Origin of the sequence: Pseudomonas sp. PDM30 (genome assembly GCF_019218985.1) — a bacterium.
Lineage (GTDB): Bacteria > Pseudomonadota > Gammaproteobacteria > Pseudomonadales > Pseudomonadaceae > Aquipseudomonas > Aquipseudomonas jessenii.
This window is the reverse complement of the sequence record NZ_JAHUWM010000003.1, coordinates 416,054-441,865: the sequence shown is the minus strand read 5'-3', so window position 1 is coordinate 441,865 and position 25,812 is coordinate 416,054. Positions and strand designations below refer to the sequence as shown.

At 60.7% G+C, this 25,812-nt stretch carries 19 protein-coding genes and 1 pseudogene; 14 read left to right on the top strand and 6 right to left on the bottom strand.

The annotated features are described in order from the left end of the window. The first annotated feature begins 171 nt into the window (after positions 1-171). The 5 genes from KW840_RS09340 (at position 172) to KW840_RS09320 (ending at position 5,504) form a co-directional block, all read left to right on the top strand. Entirely contained in the window at positions 172-1,209 is a 1,038-nt protein-coding gene (locus KW840_RS09340) for an ABC transporter ATP-binding protein (protein ID WP_218495016.1), read from the top strand. Position 1,210: 1 nt separating this feature from the next. Next, the gene (locus tag KW840_RS09335; RefSeq protein WP_154909578.1) at positions 1,211-2,158 is read left to right on the top strand and encodes an ABC transporter permease; all 948 of its coding nucleotides are present in this window, start codon (positions 1,211-1,213) and stop codon (positions 2,156-2,158) included. Continuing rightward, a complete protein-coding gene (locus KW840_RS09330; protein WP_057716221.1) occupies positions 2,148-2,957 on the top strand; it encodes an ABC transporter permease in 810 nt (269 codons plus the stop codon). Before KW840_RS09335 ends, KW840_RS09330 begins: the two co-directional genes overlap by 11 nt. 176 nt (positions 2,958-3,133) lie before the next feature. Beyond that, positions 3,134-4,558 (top strand): gamma-aminobutyraldehyde dehydrogenase, encoded by a 1,425-nt coding sequence (locus tag KW840_RS09325; RefSeq protein ID WP_150815320.1) that lies wholly within the window; start codon positions 3,134-3,136, stop codon positions 4,556-4,558. A 439-nt stretch (positions 4,559-4,997) separates the two neighbouring features. Next, complete coding sequence (locus tag KW840_RS09320; protein WP_218495015.1) at positions 4,998-5,504, top strand: Bro-N domain-containing protein; 507 nt, start codon at positions 4,998-5,000, stop codon at positions 5,502-5,504. A 150-nt stretch (positions 5,505-5,654) separates the two neighbouring features. Here KW840_RS09320 and KW840_RS09315 read toward each other — a convergent pair whose 3' ends face one another. Next, positions 5,655-5,840, bottom strand: coding sequence for a hypothetical protein (locus KW840_RS09315; protein WP_046041279.1), 186 nt, complete (start codon positions 5,838-5,840; stop codon positions 5,655-5,657). A gap of 416 nt (positions 5,841-6,256) precedes the next feature. On the opposite strand from KW840_RS09315, the gene KW840_RS09310 reads away from it, so the two are divergent. From KW840_RS09310 to KW840_RS09280, 7 genes are all read left to right on the top strand, one after another. After that, complete coding sequence (locus KW840_RS09310; protein ID WP_057716224.1) at positions 6,257-7,885, top strand: glucan biosynthesis protein D; 1,629 nt, start codon at positions 6,257-6,259, stop codon at positions 7,883-7,885. A 277-nt stretch (positions 7,886-8,162) separates the two neighbouring features. After that, on the top strand, positions 8,163-9,077 hold the full coding sequence (locus KW840_RS09305) for a glutamate/aspartate ABC transporter substrate-binding protein (protein WP_046041277.1): 915 nt from the start codon (positions 8,163-8,165) through the stop codon (positions 9,075-9,077). Positions 9,078-9,271: 194 nt separating this feature from the next. Continuing rightward, positions 9,272-10,018, top strand: a complete 747-nt coding sequence (locus KW840_RS09300; protein ID WP_057716225.1) for an amino acid ABC transporter permease — start codon at positions 9,272-9,274, stop codon at positions 10,016-10,018. Further along, a complete protein-coding gene (locus KW840_RS09295; protein ID WP_057716226.1) occupies positions 10,018-10,689 on the top strand; it encodes an amino acid ABC transporter permease in 672 nt (223 codons plus the stop codon). The genes KW840_RS09300 and KW840_RS09295 overlap by 1 nt, the downstream gene beginning before the upstream one ends. Next, positions 10,686-11,420 carry an amino acid ABC transporter ATP-binding protein gene (locus tag KW840_RS09290; protein ID WP_057716227.1) on the top strand — a complete coding sequence of 245 codons (735 nt, stop codon included), beginning with the start codon at positions 10,686-10,688 and terminating at the stop codon, positions 11,418-11,420. The genes KW840_RS09295 and KW840_RS09290 overlap by 4 nt, the downstream gene beginning before the upstream one ends. A gap of 158 nt (positions 11,421-11,578) precedes the next feature. Beyond that, a complete protein-coding gene (locus KW840_RS09285; protein WP_090453313.1) occupies positions 11,579-13,480 on the top strand; it encodes a sensor histidine kinase in 1,902 nt (633 codons plus the stop codon). After that, positions 13,477-14,805 carry a sigma-54 dependent transcriptional regulator gene (locus KW840_RS09280; RefSeq protein ID WP_057716229.1) on the top strand — a complete coding sequence of 443 codons (1,329 nt, stop codon included), beginning with the start codon at positions 13,477-13,479 and terminating at the stop codon, positions 14,803-14,805. Before KW840_RS09285 ends, KW840_RS09280 begins: the two co-directional genes overlap by 4 nt. Before the next feature lie 131 nt (positions 14,806-14,936). Here the strand turns inward: KW840_RS09280 and KW840_RS09275 are convergent, their stop codons facing one another. After that, a complete protein-coding gene (locus KW840_RS09275) occupies positions 14,937-15,968 on the bottom strand; it encodes an alpha/beta fold hydrolase (protein ID WP_218495014.1) in 1,032 nt (343 codons plus the stop codon). Positions 15,969-16,174: 206 nt separating this feature from the next. On the opposite strand from KW840_RS09275, the gene KW840_RS09270 reads away from it, so the two are divergent. Further along, positions 16,175-21,391 (top strand): dermonecrotic toxin domain-containing protein, encoded by a 5,217-nt coding sequence (locus KW840_RS09270; protein WP_218495013.1) that lies wholly within the window; start codon positions 16,175-16,177, stop codon positions 21,389-21,391. 117 nt (positions 21,392-21,508) lie between these two features. Beyond that, on the top strand, positions 21,509-22,426 hold the full coding sequence (gene metR / locus KW840_RS09265; protein WP_007985733.1) for a transcriptional regulator MetR: 918 nt from the start codon (positions 21,509-21,511) through the stop codon (positions 22,424-22,426). Between the two features lie 177 nt (positions 22,427-22,603). On the opposite strand, the gene KW840_RS09260 is transcribed toward metR, so the two are convergent. From KW840_RS09260 to KW840_RS09245, 4 genes and pseudogenes are all read right to left on the bottom strand, one after another. Continuing rightward, complete coding sequence (locus KW840_RS09260; protein WP_090453308.1) at positions 22,604-23,101, bottom strand: GNAT family N-acetyltransferase; 498 nt, start codon at positions 23,099-23,101, stop codon at positions 22,604-22,606. Between the two features lie 2 nt (positions 23,102-23,103). Beyond that, positions 23,104-23,742 carry a LysE family translocator gene (locus tag KW840_RS09255; RefSeq protein WP_057716232.1) on the bottom strand — a complete coding sequence of 213 codons (639 nt, stop codon included), beginning with the start codon at positions 23,740-23,742 and terminating at the stop codon, positions 23,104-23,106. A 23-nt stretch (positions 23,743-23,765) separates the two neighbouring features. Next, positions 23,766-24,200, bottom strand: a complete 435-nt coding sequence (locus KW840_RS09250; protein ID WP_057716233.1) for an NUDIX domain-containing protein — start codon at positions 24,198-24,200, stop codon at positions 23,766-23,768. A gap of 155 nt (positions 24,201-24,355) precedes the next feature. Next, positions 24,356-25,680, bottom strand: a pseudogene (locus KW840_RS09245) (APC family permease). Positions 25,681-25,812 lie beyond the last annotated feature (132 nt).

Here is a 25,812-nt window from a genome sequence, read left to right as displayed (position 1 = left end):
CGGTCTGGCAGACCGCGCCCACCGTTTTCAGGGCTGCTGCGCAGCCCAACGGGGGCAAGCCCCCTCGCCACAGTCAGTATTCCAGCCACACATGCGCGAACACGATTCAGTTTTTTCAGAAGTCCAGGCAGGGCCGCTGCGACGGCCTTCGCCTTTTTGGAGCATCGCACCATGACGCTTGCAGTCCAGTTCACCAACGTTTCCCGTCAATTCGGCGAAGTGAAAGCCGTAGACCGGGTTTCCATCGACATCCAGGACGGCGAGTTTTTCTCCATGCTGGGGCCGTCCGGCTCGGGCAAGACCACCTGTTTGCGCCTGATTGCCGGTTTTGAACAACCGAGCGCGGGCTCCATCCGTATTCATGGCGAGGAGGCCGCCGGCCTGCCGCCGTACCAGCGCGACGTGAACACCGTGTTCCAGGATTACGCGTTGTTCCCGCACATGAACGTTCGCGACAACGTCGCCTACGGCTTGAAAGTCAAAGGCGTCGGCAAGGCCGAACGCCTCAAGCGCGCCGAAGAATCCCTCGACATGGTCGCCCTCGGTGGCTACGGCGAGCGTAAGCCGGTGCAACTCTCCGGCGGTCAGCGCCAGCGTGTGGCCCTAGCCCGCGCTTTGGTCAACCGTCCACGGGTGCTGCTGCTCGACGAACCCCTCGGCGCCCTCGACCTGAAGTTGCGCGAGCAAATGCAGGGCGAGCTGAAGAAGCTGCAACGCCAGCTCGGCATCACCTTCATTTTCGTCACCCACGACCAGACCGAAGCCTTGTCGATGTCCGACCGCGTGGCGGTGTTCAACAAGGGGCGCATCGAACAAGTCGATAGCCCGCGCAACCTGTACATGAAACCGGCCACCACCTTCGTGGCGGAATTCGTTGGCACCTCCAACGTGATTCGCGGTGACCTGGCCTGGCAGCTCAGTGGCAATCCACAGCCGTTTTCGATTCGCCCGGAACACGTGCGATTCGCCGAAGGTCCGCTGGCCAGCCACGAGATTGAAGTCAGCGGTTTGCTGCATGACATCCAGTACCAGGGCAGTGCGACTCGCTATGAGCTGAAACTGGAAAACGGCCAGACCCTGAACATCAGCAAGGCCAACAACCAGTGGCTGGACACCAGTGCACAGCACCAGACCGGGCAACGCATCAGCGCACGCTGGGCGCGCGAGGCAATGATTCCGTTGCACGATACCGTTGCAGGCGGGGTGTGAGATGAGCACCTTGGCTATTTCTCAAACCTCGTCAGGCGGCTCGCCGTTGCGCAGGTTTTCCAACCTGCTGTATCGCCGGCCGAACCTGTACTTGTCGATGCTGCTGGTGCCGCCGTTGCTGTGGTTCGGCGCGATCTACCTGGGTTCATTGCTGGTCCTGCTGTGGCAAGGTTTCTACACCTTCGATGACTTCACCATGGCGGTCACCCCTGACCTGACCCTGGCGAACTTTACCGCGCTGTTCCAGCCGTCGAACTTCGACATCATCCTGCGCACCCTGGGCATGGCGATTGCCGTATCGATTGCCAGCGCCATCGTCGCGTTCCCGATTGCCTACTACATGGCGCGCTACACCACTGGCAAGACCAAGGCGTTTTTCTACATCGCAGTGATGATGCCGATGTGGGCCAGTTACATCGTCAAGGCCTACGCCTGGACACTGCTGCTGGCCAAGGGCGGCGTGGCGCAGTGGTTCGTGCAGCACCTGGGGCTGGAGCCGGTCCTGCAGTTCGTACTGGGCATTCCGGGAGTTGGCGGCAGCACCTTGTCGACCTCGCACCTGGGGCGTTTCATGGTGTTCGTCTACATCTGGCTGCCGTTCATGATCCTGCCGATCCAGGCCTCGCTGGAACGCCTGCCGCCTTCGCTGCTGCAAGCCTCCGCCGACCTCGGCGCCAAGCCGCGCCAGACCTTCATGCAAGTGATTCTGCCGCTGTCGATCCCGGGCATTGCCGCCGGTTCCATCTTCACCTTCTCGCTGACCCTGGGCGACTTCATCGTGCCGCAACTGGTCGGCCCGCCCGGCTACTTCGTCGGCAGCATGGTGTACGCCCAGCAAGGCGCGATCGGCAACATGCCGATGGCCGCTGCTTTCACCCTGGTGCCGATCGTGCTGATCGCCATTTACCTGTCCATCGTCAAACGACTGGGGGCCTTCGATGCACTCTGACAAAGCTTCCCTGGGCCTGCGCCTCGCCGCCTGGGGCGGGTTGGTGTTCCTGCACTTCCCGATCCTGATCATCTTCCTGTACGCCTTCAACACCGAAGACGCAGCGTTCAGCTTTCCGCCCAAGGGTTTCACCTGGAAGTGGATCGGCGTGGCGTTCTCGCGGCCGGACGTGCTCGAGGCCATCAAGCTGTCGTTGCAGATCGCCTCGATTGCCACCCTGATCGCCATGGTCCTTGGCACATTGGCTTCGGCCGCGTTGTACCGCCGGGACTTCTTCGGCAAACAAGGCATCTCGCTGATGCTGATACTGCCGATTGCCCTGCCGGGGATCATCACCGGGATCGCGTTGCTGGCGACCTTCAAGACACTGGGAATCGAGCCGGGGATGTTCACCATCATCGTCGGCCACGCGACCTTCTGTGTGGTGATCGTCTACAACAACGTCATCGCCCGCTTGCGCCGCACCTCACACAGTTTGATCGAGGCCTCGATGGACCTCGGCGCCGACGGCTGGCAGACCTTCCGCTACATCATCCTGCCGAACCTCGGCTCGGCATTGCTGGCCGGCGGCATGCTGGCGTTTGCCCTGTCGTTTGACGAAATCATCGTCACCACCTTCACCGCCGGCCATGAACGCACCCTGCCGCTGTGGCTGCTCAACCAGCTCAGCCGCCCACGGGACGTGCCGGTGACCAACGTCGTGGCGATGCTGGTGATGTTGGTGACCATGCTGCCGATCCTCGGCGCCTATTACCTGACCCGTGGTGGCGAAAGCGTGGCCGGCAGCGGTGGTAAGTAACTGACAACTCAATTCCCAATGTGGAAACCGGAACCTGTGGGAGCGAGCTTGCTCGCGATGGCTGACTGACATTCAACATTGATATTGCCTGACACACCGCTATCGCGAGCAAGCTCGCTCCCACAGGGGGTCGGTTTCCACCGAGAAAAAACAACAGTTCCGAAGAGGACAAAGCCATGCAAACCAAACTCCTGATCAACGGCCAACTGCAAAGCGGCGAAGGCCCCGCCCAACCTGTGTTCAACCCGGCGCTGGGTAGTGTGCTGGTGGAAATCAACGAAGCCAGCGAAGCCCAGGTCGATGCCGCCGTGCGCGCCGCCGACGCTGCGTTCGACAGCTGGTCGCATACCCCGCCGAAAGACCGCTCGCTGCTGCTGCTCAAACTCGCCGATGCCATCGAAGCCCACGGCGAAGAACTGGCCAAACTGGAATCGGACAACTGCGGCAAGCCTTACAGCGCTGCGCTGAACGACGAGATCCCGGCAATTGCCGACGTGTTCCGGTTCTTCGCCGGCGCCAGCCGCTGCATGAGTGGTTCAACCGGTGGCGAGTACTTGCCGGGTCACACCTCGATGATCCGCCGAGATCCGGTGGGCGTGATCGCCTCCATTGCGCCGTGGAACTACCCATTGATGATGGTCGCCTGGAAAATCGCCCCGGCCCTCGCCGCCGGTAATACCGTGGTGCTCAAACCGTCGGAACAGACTCCGCTGACAGCCCTGCGCCTGGCTGAACTGGCGTCGGATATCTTCCCGGCCGGCGTACTCAACCTGGTGTTCGGCCGTGGTCCTACCGTCGGCAGCCCATTGGTCACTCACCCGAAAGTGCGCATGGTGTCGCTGACCGGTTCGATTGCGACCGGCTCGAACATCATTTCCAGCACCGCCGACACCGTCAAACGCATGCACATGGAACTGGGCGGCAAAGCCCCGGTGATCATCTTCGACGACGCCGACATCGATGCCGCCGTCGAAGGCATCCGCACCTTCGGTTTCTACAACGCAGGCCAGGACTGCACCGCCGCCTGCCGCATCTATGCCCAGGAAGGCATTTACGACAAGTTCGTGGAGAAGCTCGGCGCCGCCGTCAGCAGCATCAAGTACGGCTTGCAGGATGATCCGTCGACCGAACTCGGCCCGCTGATCACCGCACAACACCGCGACCGCGTTGCCGGCTTCGTCGAGCGCGCCATCGCCCAGCCACACATTCGTTTGATCACTGGCGGCAAGGCGGTTGAGGGCGATGGTTTCTTCTTCGAACCGACCGTGTTGGCCGACGCACAACAGGACGACGAAATCGTGCGCCGCGAAGTGTTCGGGCCAGTGGTGTCGGTAACCAAATTCACCGATGAAGCCCAAGTGCTGGGCTGGGCCAACGATTCGGACTACGGCCTGGCCTCCTCCGTGTGGACCGCCGACGTCGGCCGCGCCCATCGCCTGTCGGCCCGTTTGCAGTACGGCTGCACCTGGGTGAATACGCACTTCATGCTGGTTAGCGAAATGCCCCACGGCGGTCAGAAACTGTCCGGCTATGGCAAGGACATGTCCATGTATGGGCTGGAGGACTACACCGTTGTGCGGCATGTGATGTTCAAGCACTAAAGCATCGCGAGCAGGCTCGCTCCCACGTTTGGAACGCATTCCCCTGTAGGAGCGAGCCTGCTCGCGATGGCGCCACCGCAACACTGCAAGCAGTAAATTCCTACAGATTCAGCCTGCCTGAAAAACCCTCGATTCCTACAACACGCGTCGCCAGAGTAGACTTGGCGCCGCGAGCGCCTGACCGATAGGCTTTGTTCCGTCGCTGCCAAATCAGCGGCCCGGAGTCGAAGCCGGAACAAGTCAAAACGGTGCTCGTGTGCCCCCATAGAACTGTGGCTGTTTTATGCCTTCAGTTCTGCATTATGGCGGGCCGTGTGGCGCGGGCCTTTCGGCTTCCGTTTTGACTTGGAAGTGTCCCGACTTCGAACGCCATTCGGTCCGCCACCCAACCTGTCGAAGGGTTGGTGGCGACTTTCCAGGCCAAAACGGAAATCACGCCATGCCAATGCATCCTCAAAGCTCGCCTCTTCCCTATTTCGATCCCACCGTCTTCACCCGCCACAACCGCTTCCTCCACGCCTTCATGCAAGACAACCAAGCCTGGTTCTGCGTTCAGGACCTTGGGCGCCTGATGGGTAAACCCCTGAATGAACGGCTCACCCTGAAACTCGACTCCGACCAACGTCGCACCGTCTGGCTGCGCAAAGACGGCAAAACGGTCGAAACCCTGATGGTCAGCGAATCAGGCGTGTACACCTTGCTGGTTCACCACTTCGTCCCGGAAAACCGCAATCTGCGCCAGTGGTTGAGCAACGAGGCCATACCCTCGCTGCGTGATGCGAAATCGGAGCCTGTGGAAAACCTGCCAAGCCTGAGCTCCTTGAATTGGGCGGGAGTTTCGGTGCCCTTGCTGCATTACCAGCACCACGCCTGGATCAAGTGGCGAGACATGCCTGAGTTGATGCAGGTGCAGCGCCCCTTCCCAATCGCTGGCACTTGCCGTTGAAGGGATAAATCGAGCCGATCAAAAAGGGAAACTGTAGGAGCGAGCTTGCTCGCGATGGACTCAAAGACACCGCGTACATCCAGAACGGACGCGTCATCGTTAACGACCATCGCGAGCAGGCTCGCTCCTACATTACTGCTCCAGGTCCACTCAAAACCGCGAAACACTCCTCATCGCGTCCACCAGATACCTCATCGCAATCCTGTCGCTCTCCGACAGCTCCCGATAGCGTTCCACCAGTTTCATTTCCTCGCTGTTGAGCCGGCGTCTTCGTCGCCCCAGGGCCAGACACGGAAAGATTCCCAACATTTCGGTGATGCCTTGTACTTTCGACATGGACGATGTCCTTCTAAACGTCAAAGAAAACTGCAAAAAACCGCATCGCCCTACCCCTTTTCGGCAGCCGCATCGTGCCGACTGAACCGCACCGGTCTTTCGGGCTTAAACCGGTCATGTGCACAGAATAGAAATAATCCGGGCGCTGAAAAGCGGTTTTTAGAGTAATTAGTCGAAAAAAGCAGAAATGCCCTCTAAATCAGAAACCCCTGTCGGATTTGTTTCCCGACATGTCTTGTTTCATTGCCGAGCCAGCGCATTGCCATCAATCAATTTTGCTCCGCATTCGAACGGTTTAAGCTGTCGGGCATCTGTTTATAAGTCCGTTGCGTTTGGCCGAAGGCATGTCCGAACCGATATTTCTGATCCAGCACGTGCCAGGAACGGCGCGGGATTGCTCACGACAGGTTGTATTTATGCACCGCAGGAACTTGCTCAAAGCCTCCATGGCCATCGCGGCCTACACCGGTTTGTCCGCCACGGGCCTGTTGGCCGCCAAGGCCTGGGCCGCCAGCGGTGGCACCGCTGATGGCGAGGCCACCGCGTTCGATTTCGAGGCGCTGAAGCTCCAGGCCAAACAGCTCGCCAGCAATCGCTACCAGGACACCAAGCAACAGTTGCCGCCGACCCTGGCGACCATGACCCCGCAGAACTTCAATGCGATTCGCTACGACGGCAATCATTCGTTGTGGAAAGAAAACAAGGGGCAGCTGGACGTGCAGTTCTTCCACGTCGGCATGGGGTTCAAGCAGCCGGTGCGCATGTACAGCGTCGATCCGAAAACCCGGATGGCCCGCGAAGTGCATTTCCGCCCGTCGCTGTTCAACTATGAAAACACCACGGTCGACACCGCACAGCTCAAGGGCGACCTGGGTTTCTCCGGCTTCAAGTTGTTCAAGGCCCCGGAACTGGACAAGCACGACGTCGTGTCCTTCCTCGGCGCCAGTTACTTCCGTGCGGTAGACGCCACCGGCCAGTACGGTTTGTCGGCCCGCGGTCTGGCGATCGACACCTACGCCAAGAAACGCGAAGAATTTCCCGACTTCACCAAGTTCTGGTTCGAGACTCCGAACAAGGACAGCACCCGCTTCGTGGTCTACGCCCTGCTCGACTCGCCGAGCGCCACCGGCGCCTACCGCTTCGATATCGACTGCCAGGCCGAGCGCGTGGTGATGGAGGTCGATGCCCACGTCAACGCACGCACCGCCATCGACCAGCTGGGCATCGCGCCGATGACCAGCATGTTCAGTTGCGGCACCCACGAGCGCCGGATGTGCGACACCATTCACCCGCAAATCCACGACTCCGACCGCCTGGCCATGTGGCGCGGTAACGGCGAGTGGATCTGCCGCCCGCTGAACAACCCGGCCACCCTGCAATTCAATGCCTTCGCCGATACCGACCCGAAGGGCTTCGGCCTGGTGCAGACCGACCACGAGTTCGCCAGCTATCAGGACACCGTCGACTGGTACAGCCGTCGCCCGAGCCTGTGGGTAGAACCGACCACGGCGTGGGGCGAAGGCTCGGTCGATCTGCTGGAGATCCCGACAACCGGCGAGACCATGGACAACATCGTCGCCTTCTGGACGCCGAAGAAACCGGTGGCGGCCGGCGACTCGCTGAATTACGGCTACAAGCTGTACTGGAGCGCATTGCCGCCGGTCGGAACGCCGCTGGCACGGGTCAATGCGACCCGCTCCGGGATGGGCGGCTTCACCGAGGGCTGGGCGCCGGGCGAACACTATCCGCCAGTCTGGGCCCGTCGTTTTGCCGTGGACTTCACCGGCGGCGGCCTGGACCGCTTGCCTGAAGGCACGGGCATCGAGCCTGTAGTCACTTGCTCGAACGGCGAGGTCAAGGATTTCAGCGTTCTCAAGCTTGATGACATCAAGGGCTACCGCATCCTGTTTGACTGGTACCCAACCAATGACAGCGTCGAGCCTGTCGAGCTGCGCCTGTTCATCCGCACCAACGACCGCACGCTGAGTGAAACCTGGTTGTACCAGTACTTCCCGCCAGCACCGGACAAGCGCAAATACATTTGATGATCGGGTAGCACCCTGCCACCATTCGGTTTTCCGAACGCGACCTGCGGGTCGGTTCGGTTAACCGGATCATCTCAGTGAAATCCCAACGCAAAAAATATTTAATTTCCTTATAAATCAATGCTTTGACCAATTCACACTGGTCTGGCACGAGTCATGCTCTACACTTCATCGACGAATGTCCTTTGCGCCGACTCATCGTAGCGCTCAGGTGTTTTGCAGCACAAAAGGGCCGGTGAACTGGCTCCATAAAAAAAACAATGTCGAGGAAAATTTGATGCGCATCGTTCCCCATATCCTGGGCGCAGCCATTGCTGCCGCTCTGATCAGCACGCCAGTTTTCGCCGCCGAACTCACCGGCACCCTGAAGAAGATCAAAGAGTCCGGCACCATCACCCTGGGCCATCGCGACGCTTCCATTCCGTTTTCCTATATCGCGGATGCTTCCGGCAAACCGGTCGGCTACTCCCACGACATCCAGCTGAAAGTCGTCGAAGCGCTGAAAAAAGACCTCGACATGCCGAACCTCCAGGTCAAGTACAACCTGGTGACTTCGCAAACCCGTATCCCGCTGGTGCAAAACGGCACCGTGGACCTCGAGTGCGGCTCCACCACCAACAACGTCGAGCGTCAGCAGCAAGTTGACTTCTCCGTTGGCATCTTCGAAATCGGTACTCGCCTGCTGTCCAAGGCAGACTCCAAGTACAAGGATTTCCCTGATCTGGCCGGCAAGAACGTTGTGACCACCGCAGGCACCACGTCCGAGCGCATCCTCAAGGCGATGAACGCCGACAAGCAGATGGGCATGAACGTCATCTCCGCCAAAGACCACGGCGAGTCGTTCCAGATGCTGGAAACCGGCCGCGCAGTGGCCTTCATGATGGACGACGCCCTGCTGGCCGGTGAAGCAGCCAAGGCCAAGAAGGCAAGTGACTGGGCCGTTACCGGCACTCCACAGTCCTACGAAATCTACGGCTGCATGGTGCGCAAAGGCGACGAGCCGTTCAAAAAGGCTGTGGATGACGCCATCAAGGCCACCTACGCATCGGGCGAGATCAACAAGATCTACGAAAAATGGTTCATGCAACCGATCCCGCCAAAAGGCCTGAACCTGAACTTCCCGATGAGCGACGAACTCAAGGCCCTGATCGCCAAGCCGACTGATAAAGCGGCTGACGACAAGAAGTCCTGATTTCTGACTAACCTTATCTCCTGAGAGGGCCCTGGCCCTTTCAGGAGGTGGTCACTTCCTGCTGGCATTTTTTGGAAACACTCGAACCGGTGGCTGTCGAGCCGGGAGCGTGTGCCTGATCGTAAAGGTCGGGCGGGAACGGAGCTTCCCCCAAGCGGGCACTTGTACATTGATTGAACTGAGGGGAGACCCTAATGAATTACAACTGGGACTGGGGCGTGTTCTTCAAGTCCACCGGCGTGGGCAGCGAGACCTATTTCGACTGGTACGTGACCGGTCTGGCCTGGACCATCGGCATCGCCATCGCGGCCTGGATCATCGCCCTGACACTGGGCTCGATCCTGGGCGTCATGCGTACCGTGCCGAACCGTATCGTATCGGGCATCGCCACCTGCTACGTCGAACTCTTCCGTAACGTGCCGCTGCTGGTTCAGCTGTTCATCTGGTACTTCCTGGTACCCGACCTGCTGCCGGCCGACCTGCAAGAGTGGTACAAGCAGGATCTGAACCCGACCACCTCGGCCTTCCTCAGCGTCGTCGTGTGCCTGGGCCTGTTCACTACCGCCCGGGTTTGCGAACAGGTGCGCACCGGTATCCAGGCCCTGCCAAAAGGCCAGGAATCCGCCGCCCGCGCCATGGGTTTCAAGCTGCCGCAGATCTACTGGAACGTGCTGCTGCCCCAGGCCTACCGGATCATCATTCCGCCGCTTACCTCGGAATTCCTGAACGTCTTCAAGAATACCTCCGTGGCCTCGCTGATCGGTTTGATGGAGCTGCTCGCGCAGACCAAGCAGACCGCCGAGTTCTCCGCCAACCTGTTCGAAGCCTTCACCCTGGCAACGCTGATCTACTTCACCCTGAACATGAGCCTGATGTTGCTGATGCGCGTGGTCGAGAAGAAAGTCGCCGTACCGGGCCTGATTTCCGTAGGGGGTAAATGATGGAATTCGACTTCTCGGGCATCATCCCGTCCCTGCCGGGCCTGTGGAACGGCATGATCATGACCCTCAAGCTGATGGCCATGGGCGTGATCGGCGGCATCATCCTCGGCACCATCCTTGCCTTGATGCGCCTGTCCCACAACAAAGTGCTGTCGAACATCGCCGGCGCGTACGTTAACTATTTCCGCTCGATCCCCTTGCTGCTGGTGATCACCTGGTTCTACCTGGCGGTACCGTTCGTGCTGCGCTGGATCACCGGCGAAGACACGCCGATCGGCGCGTTCGCCTCGTGCATCGTGGCGTTCATGATGTTCGAAGCGGCGTACTTCTGCGAAATCGTCCGCGCCGGTGTGCAGTCGATTCCCAAGGGCCAGATGGGCGCTGCCCAAGCGCTGGGCATGAGTTACGGGCAGATGATGCGCCTGATCATCCTGCCGCAAGCGTTCCGCAAGATGACGCCACTGTTGCTGCAACAGAGCATCATCCTGTTTCAGGACACCTCGCTGGTCTACGCCGTCGGCCTGGTGGACTTCCTCAATGCTTCGCGCGCCAGTGGCGACATCATTGGCCGCTCCAATGAGTTCCTGATTTTCGCGGGTCTCGTGTACTTCATCATCAGCTTTGCCGCCTCGCAGCTGGTCAAGCGTCTGCAAAAAAGGTTCGCCGTATGATCTCTATCAAAAGCATCAACAAGTGGTATGGGGACTTCCAGGTACTGACTGATTGCAGCACCGAGGTCAAGAAAGGCGAAGTGATCGTGGTGTGCGGGCCATCCGGTTCCGGCAAGTCGACCCTGATCAAGTGCGTCAACGCCCTGGAACCGTTCCAGAAAGGCGACATCGTGGTCGACGGCACCTCCATCGCCGACCCGAAGACCAACCTGCCGAAACTGCGTTCGCGCGTGGGCATGGTGTTCCAGCATTTCGAGCTGTTCCCGCACCTGACCATCACCGAAAACCTGACCATCGCGCAGATCAAGGTGTTGGGCCGCAGCAAGGAAGAGGCCACCAAGAAAGGCCTGCAACTGCTCGAGCGTGTCGGTCTCTCGGCCCACGCCCACAAGCACCCGGGCCAACTGTCCGGCGGTCAGCAGCAGCGTGTGGCGATTGCCCGTGCGCTGGCGATGGACCCGATCGTCATGCTGTTCGACGAACCGACCTCGGCGCTCGACCCGGAAATGGTCAACGAAGTGCTCGACGTGATGGTGCAACTGGCCCACGAAGGCATGACCATGATGTGCGTGACCCACGAAATGGGCTTCGCCCGTAAAGTGGCCGACCGCGTGATTTTCATGGACCAGGGCAAGATCATCGAAGACTGCAAGAAAGAAGAGTTCTTCGGTGACATCAATGCCCGCGCGGAGCGTACGCAGCACTTCCTCAACAAGATTCTGCAGCACTAAGAGCTGTACGCCCCTCCCCTGTAGGAGCGAGCTTGCTCGCGATGTACTCAAAGGCACCGCGTACATCCAGGATGAACGCGTCATCGTTGACGACCATCGCGAGCAAGCTCGCTCCTACAGATAGGCGGGCAAGCGCTGGTTGACCCAAGGCATCTGTGATGAAATGCGACCCCACTCTTTATCGCGCCACGTCGCCATCACTCGCCGTGAAACCCCGTCTGGTTCGTCATTTGTTCCTGCCGCCACTGATCATCGCCATGATGATCGGCCTGGGCTATATCGGCTTCTGGATCAGTGAGCACTACGGCATCCGCAGCCTCAGCGAAAACGGCCAGCGCCAGCTGGAACTGCACGCGCGCGCCGTCGAAAGCGAAATCAGCAAATACACCTACTTGCCCAGCCTGCTGGAACTCGAAACCAGCGTTTCGCAGTTGCTGGCCGACCCGACTCCGGAATACCGGCAGACGGTCAACGATTACCTTGAAGGCCTGAACCGGCGCAGCCGCAGTCGGGCCATCTACGTGATGGACACCACCGGTCGCGTCATGGCCACCAGCAACTGGCGCGATGTCGACAGTTACCTGGGTGAAGACCTGTCCTTTCGCGCCTATTTCCAGAACGCCGTGCGCGGTCAGCCGGGGCGCTTCTATGGCATCGGCAGCACCAACGGCGAACCCGGTTACTACCTGGCCCATGGCCTGGAAGAACACGGCAAGATCATCGGCGTCGCCGTGGTCAAGGTCCGCCTGGAAGCCATGGAAGAACGCTGGCAACGGGCTCGCCTGGAAGCCTTCGTCAGCGACGAAAACGGCATCATCATTCTTTCCAGCGATCCGGCACGGCGCTTGAAATCGGTGGTGCCGCTGAGCGAAGAAACCAAGGAAAAACTCGCCCGCAGCCTGCAGTACTACTGGTTCCCGCTCAATGAACTGCAACCGCTGGCCCGGGAAACCCTGTCCGAAGGCGTGGAAAAACTCACGTTCCCGGCCAACAGCGAGCTGGTGTCCGACGATGAAAACATCAGCTATCTGGCGCAAACCCGGCCGTTGAGCGATACACCGTGGAATTTCACCCTGCTCACGCCACTCCAGGACTTGCGCCGCGAAGCGATCAACCAGGGGATCCTGGTGGCCGTGGCGTTTGCCCTCCTGGCGTTCCTTTTGATCGCCTGGAACGAGCGGCGCAAGGTGATCGCCACCCGCCTCGCAGCCCGGGAAGCCTTGCAGGAAGCCAACAATCAGCTGGAGCGTCGGATTACCGAACGCACCACCGACCTGCGCGCCAGCAACGAACGGCTCAAGGGCCAGATCCGCGAACGCCGGCTCGCCGAAGAGACTTTGCGCCGTGCCCAGGATGAACTGGTGCAGGCCGGAAAACTCGCGGCCATCGGCCAGATGTCCACCAGCATCGCCCACGAACTGAACCAGCCGCTGGCGGCGTTGCGCACCTTGTCCGGCAATACCGTGCGCTTCCTCGAACGCGGCCAGCTCGACGTGGCCAGCACCAACCTCAAGACCATCAACGAATTGATCGACCGCATGGGCCGGATCACTGCCAGCCTGCGTTCGTTCGCCCGGCGCGGAGACGACAAAGGCCAGGCATGCCTCGGCAAAGCGGTGGACGCGGCCCTGCAATTGCTAGGCGCCCGGGTGGAAAATATTCAGCTGCAATTACACCGCGACTTCACCGATGTGCAGGTGCAGATCGACCAGACCCGCCTGGAGCAGATTCTGGTCAACCTGATCGGTAACGCCCTCGACGCCATGCAAGCGCAGCCGCAACCCGAGTTGTGGCTCGAAGGCGAAACGTTCGATGGCAAATACCGCCTGCGGGTGCGTGACAACGGCCACGGCATCGACGCCGAAGCGCGCAAGCACCTGTTCGAACCGTTTTTCACCACCAAACCCGGCGAACAGGGCCTGGGCCTGGGCCTGACCCTTTCCGCCAGCCTCGCCGCCGCCACCGGCGGTCACTTGGGTGTCGAGCACCCGGCCAGCGGTGGTACTGCATTCGTCCTCAGTTTACCGTTGGTAAGCCCCACTCTCGCCGAGCCAATATGAACAACGACCTTAGTGTATTGATTGTCGAAGACGACCCCCATGTGCTGCTCGGCTGCCAACAGGCGCTGACCCTGGAAGACATTCCCTGCATTGGCGTGGGCAGCGCCGAAGAAGCCCTGGAGCGGGTCGGCGACAACTTCGCCGGCATCGTCGTCAGCGACATTCGCCTGCCGGGCATCGATGGCCTGGAACTGCTGACACGACTCAAGGAGCGCGACCGCAGCCTGCCGGTGGTGCTGATCACCGGTCACGGCGACATCTCCATGGCCGTCGGCGCGATGCAGAAAGGCGCCTACGACTTCATGGAAAAGCCGTTTTCCCCGGAGCGCCTGGTGGACGTGGCCCGCCGCGCACTGGAGCAACGCAGCCTGGCGCGAGAAGTCTCCTCGTTACGTCGGCAACTGGCCGAGCGTGACTCCCTCGAAGGGCGGATCATCGGCCGTTCGCCAGCCATGCAGAACTTGCGCGAACTGATCGCCAACGTCGCCGACACCTCGGCCAACGTGCTGATCGAGGGCGAAACCGGCACTGGCAAAGAACTGGTCGCTCGTTGCCTGCATGATTTCAGTCGGCGCCACACCAAACAGTTCGTCGCACTGAACTGCGGCGGCCTGCCGGAAAACCTGTTCGAAAGCGAAATTTTCGGCCACGAGGCCAACGCCTTTACCGGCGCGGGCAAACGGCGGATCGGCAAGATCGAACACGCCGACGGCGGCACGCTGTTCCTCGACGAAGTGGAAAGCATGCCCCTGCCCTTGCAGATCAAACTGCTGCGGGTATTACAGGAGCGCACCCTCGAACGCCTCGGCTCGAACCAGAGCGTGGCGGTGGATTGCCGTGTCATCGCAGCGACCAAATCCGACCTCGTCGAGTCGAGCAAGGCCGGCGAGTTCCGCAGTGACCTGTATTACCGCCTCAATGTGGTGACCTTGGAACTGCCGCCGCTGCGCGAGCGCCGCGAAGACATCCTGCAACTGTTCGAACACTTTTTGCAGCAGTCGTCCCTACGCTTCGATCGCACGGTGCCGGAGCTGGACAACCAGACCGTTTCGAACCTGATGAGCCACGATTGGCCGGGTAACGTGCGTGAATTGCGCAACGTTGCCGAGCGCTTTGCCCTGGGCCTGCCGGCGTTCAAGAAAACCGGTGCCAGTGGCGGCAATCAGGGGCTGGCCTTTGCCGAAGCGGTGGAAGCGTTCGAGCGCAATCTGCTCAGCGACGCCTTGCAACGCAGCGGCGGCAACCTGACCCAGGCCAGCCAGGAACTGGGCATGGCCAAGACCACTCTGTTCGACAAAGTGAAAAAGTACGGCCTGAGTCATTAGGGGGCTTGCTCAAAGCGACCCGATCACCTGTGGGAGCGAGCTTGCTCGCGATGGCGCCGGGCCAGTCGACATCATCGTTGGCTGAAACACCGCAATCGCGAGCAAGCTCGCTCCCACAGGTGATCGGGGGGTTACAGGAGGTTGCGATCGGCCACAGGCTCGATTTGCGCCCAATGTGAAGTGTCTTCTCGGTGCTCGCGCAAGTACGGCAACACCGCCGCCAGCAACGGCGCCTTGAACGCCTCTTGGAAACGATGGGCCAGGCCCGGAATCAAGATCAACTGACTGCCGCGCAGATGCGCCGCCAGATGCACCCCGTGCATCACCGGCAACAGCGGGTCGGCGGTGCCATGCACCACCAGCGCCGGCACCCGCAACTGATTGAGCAGGGTCACCCGGCTCGGCTCGGCGAGAATGGCCATGATCTGGCGTTTCACGCCCTCGGGATTGAACGCCCGGTCATAGGACTGCGCCGCCTGATGCAGCAACGCCTGGCGATCGTCGGTCACTATCGGGCTGCCCAGCGCCGCCAGCAGGTCGGCCTGTTGCTCCAGGGCCACTTCGCGGTTCGGTGCGCCGCGCCGCGCCAACAACTGCACCAGCGCCGCACTCGGGGCCGGCAAGCCTTCGGCGCCGGAGGTGGTCATGATCAGGGTCAGACTCTCGACCCGTTGCGGTGCCATGGCAGCCATGTGCTGGGCAATCATGCCGCCCATGCTGGCGCCCAACACGTGGAATTGATCGATGTGCAAGGCGTCCATCAAGCCCAGGCCATCGTCGGCCATGTCGGTCAGCGAGTACGGTGACGACACCGGCAATCCGAGTTTGTAGCGCAGCACTTCGAAGGTCAGGTTGGCATCGGCCGGTGCTTGCCGCCAGGTCGACAGGCCGACATCGCGATTGTCATAGCGGATCACCCGGAACCCCTGCTGGCACAGGGCGACAACCACTTCGTCCGGCCAGTGAATCAATTGCCCGCCCAGCCCCATCACCAGCAGCAATGCAGGATCCGACGCACGGCCAATGCTCTGGTACGCCAGGCTTACCTGGGCCAGATCCACCCGTTCGGTCGGAACATTGACATCGCAACGAGACGCCGCCAATGACGGCAGGCCGAATAAAAAGGCGGCCAAAAAAACAAATCTTGATAAGAAAACACGCATGAAGAAACACCGAAACGCAGAACCCCAGTAGAGCGCGAGTCTGATGAAGTTTGTTCAAGCGCGCTGCCACAGTTACGTGACAGTTTGATGAAGAGTGCCGGACGGTCATCAGACCAGACAGCGGCACGCGATAACTATGTACCACCATGCCGCTTCTCGAACGAACTTTAATGGCCCCGATTTTTCACCCATCGGAGTCCTTCTTCATGCACGAATCACCTGCCGCACCGCTGGCCGACTTCGGCCTCGTCTCCTCATTGGCCCAAGACACGGATGAAAACCTGTACATGAGCGCCTCGGCGCGCTGGAACGACTGCCGCGATCAATGGCTGACCCTCATGGCACAGAACCCGCAAGTTCCCTTGACCACGAACTGGTGGCAGGCACGCGCACGCGGTACCGACGTTTCACGCCAGGCACAGGCCCTTCGCTTGTATCGCCAGCATTTCGAAGCGTCGTGCCAATTGGCATTTGCCCAAGGCACCTTGAATGCCGAGCAGCTCGGCGTACTGCTGGATCTCGTCAACCCGGCAGCGCAGACAACCTCCGCCGAGATCCTGATTTACGTCGAGACCCTGTCGCTCAGGGGCAACAGCGGTCTGACTGACGAACTGGCGGGTGCCCTGGTCATTACCCGCAATACCGACCAACCGGTTACCCAGTTGCTGTATCTGCCGTCTCGGCAAGCGCCCTGGATGACCTTTGAAAATCGCAACAGTCTGGAACGCTGGTTGACCCAGCAGCAACCTGAACCCGAGGGTAGCCGCGTCACGGTCGATTACACCGTATTGGACACCCCGCAGCTGACGAAAAGTGGGGAGTCCCTTTTAGCGGGATTGGCCGCAGCCCCTGCCGAGCGGCAACGCAACGACCGTGTTTTTGCCTCGCCCACCGACCTGCCCCTGCCGGATACAAGCAACGACATCGCCCCGTTCGGGCAACTGAGCCCCGACGTTCCCTTCAGCCTGCGTCACAGCGCTTTAGTGCAACAGCAAACGGCACTGCAAAACTTTCTGGGGCCGGACTTTGCAGGCACCACCGACGACCCGCGCATGCAGCGGCTGCAACAGCAATTCGACGCTCTGCGCGCCGCCGAACAGGCCAGCAGCGAGGCCGCAAGTGCCCTGTTAAGCGCCAACGATGCACCGCAACTGCTGGAACTGCGCCACTCGTCGGGCACACATTACAAGGCCCTGTACCAGGCGCGCCTGAGTGGCCTGCGTGCCGAAGCCGACCTGCAATTGAACCTGAATCAGATCAGCAGCGATGAATATCAGTGGCTGACGGCCGTGCTCGACGCGCCCGAAAAACCTCGACCGGCCGATGTGGTGGTCGCCCGACTGGTGTTGACCGCGACTGACAGCGAAGGCGACACCCTCCGCACGCAGACCCAGGAGCTCGACGGTGTACTGCTGTTTGCCCGGCCATCGGCATTGCTGCCGTCCGCCAGCGACAGCGTGTTGCTCTACTGGCCCGGACATTTCGGCGGCCTGCAACGGTTCGCCTCCCGCCATGCCCTGGAGCAGAAGATGTTCAGGCAGCCGGCCAACGACGACACGCAAGCGCTGCAGTTTTTGCCGCTGGCCGGCAACCCGTTCGAGTACGCCCTGCAAACCCAGCTTCACAGCTGTGAACAGCATGCGACGCGGCTGATGACCGCCAACCCCGTGCCCTCCCATGCTGGTCAACGCACGGCGGAACTGGAAAAACTGCGTGAACAGACGCTCGCCCGCCTGACCGTCCCCACTGTCTCCGCGCGGGAGCTGGCCTTCGCACAAATCGTCGAGCAAAACCGCAGCGCCACGCTGGCAACACGCTTGCCGTCGTCCCTCAGCGCACTGTCCGCGGCCGAACGCGATCGGCTCAAGGCGTTGTTCACCGCCTACATCGCGGCGATGAAGCGCTCCCATCAACTGCTTGAACGGGAACTGCCACTGCGCGAGTCATTCAGCAAAAAGGCCATCGACGCCCGCCTGCGTAAAGACTTCGCCCTGACGCAAACCGCTGAAGTGATGCTGGACATCCCCGACACCACCACGTGGCGCAAGGTGCTGATCGAGGGCGCAGCGCCGGGAACACCGCAAAAGAATGTACTGACCGGCAGCGAGCAGCGCAGCTTGTTGTCCCTCGCCGAACTGGCGCAAGGCAATATCGATCAGTCGATGTGGTATCGGGTGTCGTTGATGCGGGTCCAGATCAGCGGCGCCGACGAGGCGCAACGGCAGAAACTGAAAACCGGCATCACCCAGGACTACCTGCGCAACATGGTCACCGAGCTGGATCTGGCCGGAAAATACGAAACGCTGATTCGCGAAACCTTCCTCGGCGCCCCGGGCGCCTCGGCCTTCAGCAGTGAATTTCGTCGTGAATGCCTGGGCGAACCGTGGCGGCTGATGCTCCAGTTGCACGGCGAATTCGCCGTGCTGGCCAAGGACATCGACGTCTCGGGCCAGCGCGTGCTGCAGATCGCCATCGACGCCAACAGTCGTGAAGCCTTTGCGGTCGACGGCAAGCGCATCGTGTTGTTGCCTGCGCACCTGACCGTTGGCGGCACGGACACGCCGGGCGAGGGGCCGAGCACCCTGGCCGGGGTGACCTTTATCGTCGAGCAGATCAGCGGCCTGACCCTGCTCTATCGGCCTGACTGCCCCGATGGGGTGTTTGTGCGTCAGTTCGACAGCCTTGAACAGGCGCGGACGTTCCTCTTCAACCAATGCCTGAACAGCACGATGGTCAACTACCTGGCCGGTCGCGCCCTGACCGGGGAATTTGCCTCGCACGTCAGCCGGATCAACCAGGCCCGGGTGAAAAACTTCGATGCCCTGATCGGCGTCGGCACCGCTTGGCCAGCCAGTACATCCCTGGCAGCGCATCTGCTCAATGTGCACATGGGCCGTTTGCTGGAGGCGCATCGGTCGACATCGCGCTCCAACGATGCCTTGTATCTGGAGCACGTCGCGCTGCGCTCCGGGGCCATGTTCAACTACTTGAAAATGGCGCTGGGCGTCGTGCCTTTCATCGGTACCGCCATTGCCCTGTACGACGCCTGGAACAGCGCCAACCAGGCAGCGGCGGCCTTCCTGCGCGGTGATGTCGGCCATGGCCTGGCCGAGGTGGAAGCCGTGTTGCTGTCGTTGATCGACGCTGCCATGGATGTGCTGCCCGTTGTTGGCGCCACTTCCAGTGCCGCGCGCGCCGCCACTCGCGGGCGACAATTGCGCGCCCTGACCAGACAACCGGGCGCCTTGCAGGTCTCGACCCCGCAGCACGTCCGACGCACCCTCGAACGCTTCAGGGGCTATGAGTACGAACACGAGATTTCCTTCGCCGGCCTGCAACCGGGCACCGAAGGGATTTATCGCAACGTTTATCGCCACGCCGACGGCGACTTCATGGTCAGCCAGGGTCGTATCTATCGCATCGAATTGACCGACAACCCACCGCAATGGCGCTTGAGTGCAACCAGCACCCGAACCTACAAACAACCCATCGCCCTGGATGAAACCGGCAACTGGAAAACCCATTACGCGGTGTACGGCACCGTGACGGCAGGAGGCGGTGCCGGTGGCGGCGCGGTGCTCGGTCATATGGCTGACGGCCTCGACCCGCTCTGGCCCGCCGCCATTCGCCGCTGGCTGCCACGCTGGTGGACGGATCGGGCGTTGCGACGCCAGTTGACGCTGACCAACACTGCCGATGCCTACTCCCGGCGCATCGGGACCCAGACCCGCAGTTCCAACACTGTGCTGGAACATTACTTCAGCCTTGACCGGGAGCAGCGCCAACCGCTTCGAGCCAATGCCGACATTCTTTGCGTGAACGACATCGAACTGGCGCAGGCCCAGTACCTGAACCTTGAAGAACTGATGCTGATCAGCCACGGCCGCAGACGCATGCTGGTCGAAGATGCTCAAAGCCGCTGCGCCTGGGTCATCGTCGACCGATGGGTACGGCGGATCGCTTTGGTCAAGGAGCGCCTGGTGGAACACCTCAACCGCATCGATCAAATGATTGCCCGTTCGGAGGCCACGCCGTTCAGCAATACCACCGCACACATTCAACTGATGGCGCAACGCAAGGAAATCCGAATCGAGTTTCTCAAGGACTTCGACCGGCTTCACACTCAGGTCGCAGAAGCCAATCGATGGAACGGACGGATCACCAACCGCGTGCAAAAATCAAAGATGGCCCCGGATATGGCCACGGTTAACGAAAAATTCAGCGATGCCAACTACTACTATCTGAAAACGGCAAATGAGCTGGAGATCATCACTCACTACAACGCCGTCACCGACCAGTCCTGGGTCTACTTTCACGTACAGTTGAAACAGGCCCGCGACAAGGTCGGGCGAGCGCTGCTGACCCAACATCAATTGCCTGAAGTACAGGCCACGTTTACCCAGCGCAACAAGGTGCTCGAAGATTGCCTGGCGACCTATGCCGAATTTCGTCGCAACCTCGGGGCCTGGTCCCTGGGTTATCCGCAGCATCTGGATCTGGAGCAGGTCACGGCGTTTCTCGACAATCTGGCAGAAGTCGAAGCGGCGGCTCGTCATGCCATCAAGACTCGCCCGTCCAAAAGTGCGAAAGCGGTAAATGCGTCAAAGCAGCTGTTCGAGACGGAAGACAATCAGTTGCTCATCGGCATCGCCAGCACGGATACCGCAACCCGCCAACAGCGCTTCACCGTCGAGGGTGCAAATGGGTTCAGGGAAACCTGGCTACCCCGTTCCTCCAGCGGCAAATATCACCTCAGTGAACCCGTGGCGGCAGCGCCAACGGAACTTGTGACCGATATCATGCCGTTGCTGGTGGAGGCCAGGAAAAGGCTCGGCACCGTGGACGCCTACAAAAGCAAAGTCGAAGGCCACGCCCGTCAGGACATGTTGCCGGTCGATCTGGAACACATGATGATCAGTGAAGCCGAGGAACTGAACATGCGAGCCCGGGCCATCGAACGCCTGTCGCCCACGGAGACGGTCGCGCTGCAATTGCGCAATCGCGCGAATGAATTGACCCGTGCCGGCCGCACGTTGCGTATTGAGCAGACCCTGAACAGCAAAACCCCCACCGAGGGCTATCTGGACTATCTGCTTGAACAACGCGTGGTGGACATCAGCAAGGAGGGCGGCCTGCGCGATCTGGGTAAACGCACGGATGGACGCAGGGATTTCCTCCAGGAGTACGAGGTGCGCGACCTGCGAAGCGAACCGGCGCAACCCCTGTGGTACGCACACTTCCACTACACCTCGGCCAAGCCCCAGTTCAGCGACTTCGTCAAAGGCCATCTGAAACTGCCGGAACAACGCAACCTGGGCCTGCAATGGCAGAAGGACGTGGCCGCCAGTGGCGGTACGGTCGAGGCGATCTGGCGCGGAGACATTGGCAAACCGCTGGGCAACAAACACTTTTCCTCGCTGTAAAGTAACAACGGCGGAGCATGCCATGTGCTCCGCCGTGCTTGTGGTCGACAGCGGCATCAACATGAGACAAACTCAACCTTTTCGATTTATCGACAAGTTTTCCTCATGGAGCCTCCGGTGCTTGAAATCCGTCACCTCAAGACCCTGCACGCCTTGCGCGAAGCCGACAGCCTGGTGGATGCGGCCGATCGCCTGCACCTGACCCAGTCAGCCCTGTCCCACCAGTTCAAGGAACTGGAGGAGCGCATGGGCATGCCGCTGTTCGTGCGCAAGACCAAACCGGTGCGCTTCACCAGCGCCGGTTTGCGCCTGCTGCAACTGGCCGACGCTACCTTGCCGCTGCTGCGCGCCGCCGAGCGCGACATCAGTCGCCTGGCCGGTGGCACCGCCGGTCGTCTGCACATGGCGATCGAGTGCCACAGTTGCTTCCAGTGGCTGATGCCGACCATCGACCAGTTCCGCGACGCCTGGCCGGAGGTCGAACTGGACCTGGCCTCAGGGTTTTCCTTCGCCCCGTTGCCTGCCCTGGCCCGTGGCGACCTGGACCTGGTGGTGACCTCCGATCCGGTGGACCTGGCCGGGATCACCTATGTCCCCCTGTTCACTTATGAAGCGATGCTCGCGGTGGCCAACCAGCACCGCCTGGCCAGCAAGGCTTATATCGTCCCCGAAGACCTGCTCCCGGAAACCTTGATCACCTACCCGGTGGAACGGGACCGGCTGGACATCTTCACCCGCTTCCTCGAACCCGCCGACATCGAGCCGGCCCAGGTCCGCACCTCGGAACTGACAGTGATGATGATGCAACTGGTGGCCAGCGGTCGCGGCGTGTGCGGCATGCCCCATTGGGCACTGCATGAATACAGCTCGCGAGGCTATGTGAAAGCCAAGCGGCTGGGTGAGAAAGGTTTGTTCGCCACACTGTATGCGGCGATCCGCGCCGACATGCTCGATGCGCCGTACATGCGCGACTTCTTGCTGACGGCCAAGGACACGTCGTTTTCGACGCTGGATGGGGTCAGCGCCGTTCGCTAGAACAATCAGACGATGCGGTCTTTGTGGCGAGGGGGCTTGCCCCCGTTCGGCTGAGAAGCAGTCGCGAAAACTGCAAGCGCAATGTGTCTGAAGAAATGCTGGGGAGCGCTTCGCACTCCAACGGGGGCAAGCCCCCTCGCCACAAAAGCTCGCTCCTACAGGGGATCTATGTGATGGTTATATCTCACGCCACATGTGGATCTTGTCGAAGTAATCCTCACCCACCCGCACGGCCATCGGCTCCAGGCCAAACTGGATGAAGCCGCAGCGCTGGTAGAGGTTGAACGCGGCATCGTTGCCGGCGGTGATGGTCAACTGGATCAGGCGCAAACCCGCATGGTTCTGCGCCTCGGCCAATGCCGCCTGAACCAGTTGATAGCCGAGCCCACGCTGGCGAACCTTGGCGGTCACGTACATGCCAAACAGTGTCACCTTGTGCCGGGCCTTTTCCCGAGGCTCGAACGCGAGGCCGACAATGCCAGCCAACCGGCCCTCTTCGAACGCCCCGAGCACCACGTCCAGCTTGCCGGTCAGGCGCGACTCCCACCAACTCAGCGGCATCGCTGCCCGCTCACGCACGCTCGAGGTAAAGGCCTGCGGGTGCAGGTCGTAGGCTTCGAGCATCAGTGCCCGGTAGTCCAGGGCATGGCTGGCATCAAGTCGTTCGATCCACATCCTCAGGCCATCCGTTTTTGCTCAAGCATCAGCCGCAGCGCCAGCCCCGACAATACAAAGCCCATGAAGTAGCGCTGCATCGCCAGCCAGGTCGGATTGTTGACGAACCACGAGGCGATGCCTGCGGCAAACATGGCGATCAGCAGGTTGACGCAGAAACTGACGCTGATCTGGGTCAGGCCGAGGATGATGCTCTGGGTGAACACCGAACCGTGCTCCGGCGTGATGAACTGCGGAAACACCGACAGATAGAACACCGCGATTTTCGGGTTCAGGGCGCTGGTCAGAAAGCCCATGGTGATCAGCTTGCGCGACGAATCCGGGGGCAACTGCTGTGCCTCGAACGGCGAGCGCGCACCGGGTTTGACCGCCTGCCAGGCCAGCCACAACAGGTACAGCGCACCGGCCCACTTCAACACCTCATAAGCCATCGGCACCGCCAGGAACACTGCAGTCAAACCCGCAGCGGCGGCAAACAGGTGCACGAAGAATCCGGCGACCACCCCAAGCAGCGAGATCACCCCGGCCTTGCGCCCCTGGCAGATCGAACGGGAGATCAGGTAGATCATGTTCGGCCCCGGTGTCACTACCATCAGCAACGCGGCAGCAGCAAAAATCAGCAGGTCTTGAAGCGGGATCATGGGCGAGGTCCTTTGCGTGATGATCAGGCGATCGCGGTCAGCGATGCTCGATAAAACGGCAGAATCAGGTCCCGTGTCAATGGCGCCAGGCTGACATCGCCGTCGGTGGCCGGGTCGATCCAGAGCACCTCTTCGATCTCCGCCGCCGGGGTGACGTCGCAATGAATATTCAGTTGAAAGAGCTCAGCATGTACGACAAAACCCGGCTCGTTGGCGGCCGGTGCCGAAAAGTGACCGAGGTAAACGGCCTGCGCCGGGTCGATGTCCAGACCCAGCTCTTCTTCCAGCTCCCGGGCCAGGGCGTGGACCGGCAATTCATGGGGCTCGATCTTGCCACCCGGCTGCATGAACGCCGTGGTGCCGCGCTTGCGCACCAGCAACGTGCGGCCGTCAGGGCCGATCAACAGGGCGGCGGCGATGCGGATAATCCCGGAGGCAGGCATGGAAAACGTCGACATAAACAGAAGGCCCTTGACTCAAAAACGCTAAGGATCACATGTCCGCCCTGTAGGAGCGAGCTTGCTCGCGATGGTCGGGAACGAAAACGCGTAAAACCAGATGCCCATCGGCGCCCTCAGGTTTATCGCGAGCAAGCTCGCTCCTACAGTTTCCTTTATGCGGCTTCCTGGAAATCCATCTCCGGCGGCTGCCGACGGAAACCACCGGTCAATACCGCCAGGTACACCACGCCAATCGCCAGCCAGCTCAACCCCAGATAAACCGCCAGATGATCGAGGCTGACCATCAACCACAAATCCGCTGACAGGCCGATGAACGGAAACAGCAGGAACAGCACGAATTCGCGCGGGCCCTTTTTCTCGCCACCGATCCAGTAATGGAAGATCACCGACAGGTTCACCAGACTGAAGGCCAGGAACGCGCCGAAGTTGATGAACGAGGTCGAGGTGGTGACGTCCAGTTTCAGTGCCAGCAACGCCACCACCGCGCACAGCAGAATGCTGTTGATCGGCGTACCGAAGCGTTCGTGCAAGGTCCCGAAAAACGACTTCGGCAACACGCCGTCGCGGCCCATGGCGTACAGCAGCCGCGAACCGCTGGCCTGGGCTGACAGCCCCGAGGCGAACTGACCGACGATCAGGCCGATCAGAAAGATCGACACGAACAGGTCACCACCGATGTTGCGGGCAATTTCATAGGCCGCCGAGTCGACGCTGTCGAACTGGAACGACGGATGAGCGATCTGCACGAAGTACGACACGCCGACGAAAATCAGCCCGCCGATCAGGGTGATCAGCATGATCGCCCGGGGAATGGTGCGGCGTGGATCGCGGGTTTCTTCGGTCAGGGTGCTGACCGCGTCGAAGCCCAGGAACGAGTAACAGGCGATGGCCGCGCCGCTCATGATCAACGGCATCTGCATGTCGCCATTGAGAACGGCTTGATCGACCACAACGGCGTGCTTGCATCACCGCCGACGTAATGCACGCACAGCGCGACGAAGGCGATCAGCACCAGGAACTGCACCAGCATCAACAGGGCATTGATGCCGTTGGCCAGCTTCAGGCCGACGATGTTGATCGCGCTGGTGATGCTGATGAACGCCAGTACCCAGACCCACTGCGGCACCGCCGGGAATGCGGAGTTGAGGTAGGCCGCGCCGATCAGCCAGATCGCCATGGGCAGGAACAGATAATCGAGCAGCACCGCCCAACCGGCGATGAACCCGAGTTTCGGGCTGATTGCCTTGCGCACATAGCTGTAGGCCGAGCCGGCCACCGGGAACGCCGAAGCCATCCGCCCATAGCTCATGGCAGTGAAGAACATCGCCACCAGCGCCGCGAGGTACGCGGCCGGCACCATGCCGGCGGTGGATTGAGCGAGGATGCCAAAGGTGCCGAGCACAATGATCGGCGTCATGTAGGCGATGCCAAACAGCACCACCGAGCCTAATGACAGGGTGCGTTGCAAACGAGCCATGAGCGACTACTCCGGATTTTATTGGATTTATGGCAGAGCCGAGTTCGGCGCAAATTACGGGTGTTGCGTTGTTGTTCTTGGGTGAATGGTCAATCAGGTGTGTCGTTTGTCAGGGCCTCATCGCGAGCAAGC

Coding starts and splice junctions, on each gene's coding strand:
- KW840_RS09290 (WP_057716227.1), top strand. CDS start 10,686: ATGATCTCTATCAAAAGCATCAACAAGTGGTATGGGGACTTCCAGGTA.
- KW840_RS09315 (WP_046041279.1), bottom strand. CDS start 5,840: ATGTCGAAAGTACAAGGCATCACCGAAATGTTGGGAATCTTTCCGTGT.
- KW840_RS09295 (WP_057716226.1), top strand. CDS start 10,018: ATGGAATTCGACTTCTCGGGCATCATCCCGTCCCTGCCGGGCCTGTGG.
- KW840_RS09330 (WP_057716221.1), top strand. CDS start 2,148: ATGCACTCTGACAAAGCTTCCCTGGGCCTGCGCCTCGCCGCCTGGGGC.
- KW840_RS09300 (WP_057716225.1), top strand. CDS start 9,272: ATGAATTACAACTGGGACTGGGGCGTGTTCTTCAAGTCCACCGGCGTG.
- KW840_RS09310 (WP_057716224.1), top strand. CDS start 6,257: ATGCACCGCAGGAACTTGCTCAAAGCCTCCATGGCCATCGCGGCCTAC.
- KW840_RS09260 (WP_090453308.1), bottom strand. CDS start 23,101: ATGTGGATCGAACGACTTGATGCCAGCCATGCCCTGGACTACCGGGCA.
- KW840_RS09250 (WP_057716233.1), bottom strand. CDS start 24,200: ATGTCGACGTTTTCCATGCCTGCCTCCGGGATTATCCGCATCGCCGCC.
- KW840_RS09270 (WP_218495013.1), top strand. CDS start 16,175: ATGCACGAATCACCTGCCGCACCGCTGGCCGACTTCGGCCTCGTCTCC.
- KW840_RS09255 (WP_057716232.1), bottom strand. CDS start 23,742: ATGATCCCGCTTCAAGACCTGCTGATTTTTGCTGCTGCCGCGTTGCTG.
- KW840_RS09320 (WP_218495015.1), top strand. CDS start 4,998: ATGCCAATGCATCCTCAAAGCTCGCCTCTTCCCTATTTCGATCCCACC.
- KW840_RS09305 (WP_046041277.1), top strand. CDS start 8,163: ATGCGCATCGTTCCCCATATCCTGGGCGCAGCCATTGCTGCCGCTCTG.
- KW840_RS09335 (WP_154909578.1), top strand. CDS start 1,211: ATGAGCACCTTGGCTATTTCTCAAACCTCGTCAGGCGGCTCGCCGTTG.
- KW840_RS09280 (WP_057716229.1), top strand. CDS start 13,477: ATGAACAACGACCTTAGTGTATTGATTGTCGAAGACGACCCCCATGTG.
- KW840_RS09325 (WP_150815320.1), top strand. CDS start 3,134: ATGCAAACCAAACTCCTGATCAACGGCCAACTGCAAAGCGGCGAAGGC.
- KW840_RS09275 (WP_218495014.1), bottom strand. CDS start 15,968: ATGCGTGTTTTCTTATCAAGATTTGTTTTTTTGGCCGCCTTTTTATTC.
- KW840_RS09340 (WP_218495016.1), top strand. CDS start 172: ATGACGCTTGCAGTCCAGTTCACCAACGTTTCCCGTCAATTCGGCGAA.
- KW840_RS09285 (WP_090453313.1), top strand. CDS start 11,579: ATGAAATGCGACCCCACTCTTTATCGCGCCACGTCGCCATCACTCGCC.